2 protein-coding genes and 1 pseudogene are annotated in these 2126 nt (G+C 29.4%); all 3 read left to right on the top strand.

What is annotated here, in order from left to right; translation table 11 throughout:
• Nucleotides 1–1507: MobQ family relaxase (gene mobQ, locus HMPREF0072_RS08855; protein ID WP_004829397.1), on the top strand; the 1507-nt coding region annotated here is incomplete at its 5' end.
• A 73-nt stretch (nucleotides 1508–1580) separates the two neighbouring features.
• Nucleotides 1581–1754 (top strand): hypothetical protein, encoded by a 174-nt coding sequence (locus HMPREF0072_RS12180; RefSeq protein WP_004829396.1) that lies wholly within the window; start codon nucleotides 1581–1583, stop codon nucleotides 1752–1754.
• Nucleotides 1755–1934: 180 nt separating this feature from the next.
• Nucleotides 1935–2126 (top strand): annotated as a pseudogene (locus HMPREF0072_RS08845) (PcfB family protein); the annotation flags it as partial.

Raw genomic sequence — 2126 nt, 5'->3', positions numbered from 1 at the left:
CACCAAAAAACAAGGAGTAATTAGCAAAGAAATATATTTACCAGATCACGCACCAAAAGAATATAAAGACCGAAAAACCTTGTGGAACTCGGTAGAACTTTTTGAGAAAAATTCTAATGCCCAACTTGCAAGAAACTTTATCATATCCCTACCAAAAGAGTTAAGCGTAGAAGAAAATAAAAAGATGATAGAAGAATATGTTCAAACCAATTTTGTAAAAGAGGGAATGATAGTAGACCTAGCAATTCATGATGAAAGTCGAGAGGGAAATCAAAACATTCATGCTCATATAATGACCATAGTAAGACCAATAAATGAAAATGGAACATGGGGGCAAAAAAGTAAAAAAGAATATATCCTAGATGAAAAAGGAGAAAAAATACTAAACAAAAATGGAAAACCAAAGACAAGAAAAGTAGAGCTAACAAGCTGGAATGATAAAGGCAATGTAGAAAAATGGAGAGAAAATTTTTCAGACCTTTGCAATGAATATCTATCAAAAAACAAGATAGAAAAAAGAGTAGACCATAGGAGTTTTAAAAGACAAGGTATAAAACAAATACCTACAATACATTTAGGAGCAAGTGCTAGTGCAATGGAAAGAAAAGGAATAAGGACAGAAAAAGGAGATATAAATCGTGAAATAAAAAAACAGAATGAACTATTAAGAAACATAGGCAATGAAATAAAGAAAATAACATCTTGGTTAGCAGGCTTTAAAGATAAACTAAAAGAATCATACAAGGAATATAAAGACCAAAGTAAAAAGCAAATCGAAAATGAATCAGGACTCTTTAACCTCTATGAATATTTAAGCTTCTATCAAGAAATGCAAGAAAATAATAGAGCTGAATTATCATTTTATGGCAAAAGAAACAAAGCAATCTATGATCTAAAAAGATATGCAAGTGGAATAAATTATCTAAGAGAAAATAAAATAAAAACCATATCAGACCTACAAGGACATATAAATACATTAAGAAGTAAAAACTCTGAAATATATAAGACCATAAAAGAAAATAGTCAAAAGATAGAAGACCTTAATAAGTGCTTAGCCTATGCAAAGACTGTAAGAAAAACAAAAGCAACCTACCAAGAATATGAAAACAAGAAAATATTCAAAGAAAGCTTCTACAAGAATAATCAAAAGGAAATAGACCAACATATAAGGGCAAGAACCTTAATTGAAAAAATCAGTGGAAAGAAAAACTTAAGAGAAAAAGAATGGTTAGGAGAAATTAAAAGCTTAGAAGATGAAATCAGTAAATTAAATACAGAGTCAGAAAAGATAAGGGAAAGATACAAGGAAATAAATCATATTAAATATGCAGTAGAAGTAGTGAATAAAGAATATGGTATCGACCTATCCATAGAAATTGACAAGGCGATTAAGAGAGGAGAAAAAGAAAGTATCATAGAAAAGATAAAAGAGTATAAGCAAGACAGTGATAGCTTTAATAAAAAAAGACAATCAACCAAAGACTATTATAAAAATCAAGAAAGATAAGACCTGGTAAAAATATCTTATCCAAGCTATAATATGACCAAACAACTAAAGTCAGATCTAGGAGGTAATAGAGATGAATAAAAGGCAAGAGCTAATAGATGAACTCATAAAAGCAGATCAAGATGGAACATACAAAACCTATAAAAGCACAGAAGAAATAAAAGCGATGAACAATGCAGAAGTGCAGATATTATATTCCAACATGAAAAACTATCTATCAGACATAAGAACACACACAAACTACTAAAGGTGGAAAGGTATTGTAAGCTATTTTAAAGTATAAAAGGTACAAATACCTAAGAAATATATAAAAACATCAAAATAAAGTATTCCACCACCAACAACCAAATAAAAACAATCAAAGGGAAGTATAGAAAAATTAAATCCTATACTTCCCTTTTTTTAATTCAAGCAAAGGAGATAAAACATGATAAACGAAGAAATAAGTAAAGAAGCAGGTCAAGCAGCACAAACCATAATATCATACACAATAAAGGCAGCAAAAGAATCAATCAACTTAGACAAAGAAATAAGAAAAAAGATAAATGATACTTTAGAAAAAGCAAATGGAAACCTAAAAAGTCTTATGGGCGATGAAATGAAACTAAAAGACCTATAT

This window comes from Anaerococcus lactolyticus ATCC 51172, assembly GCF_000156575.1.
Classification (GTDB): Bacteria; Bacillota; Clostridia; order Tissierellales; family Peptoniphilaceae; genus Anaerococcus; species Anaerococcus lactolyticus.
The sequence above is the reverse complement of the archived record's forward strand: the minus strand, read 5'-3'. Positions and strand labels throughout refer to the sequence as shown.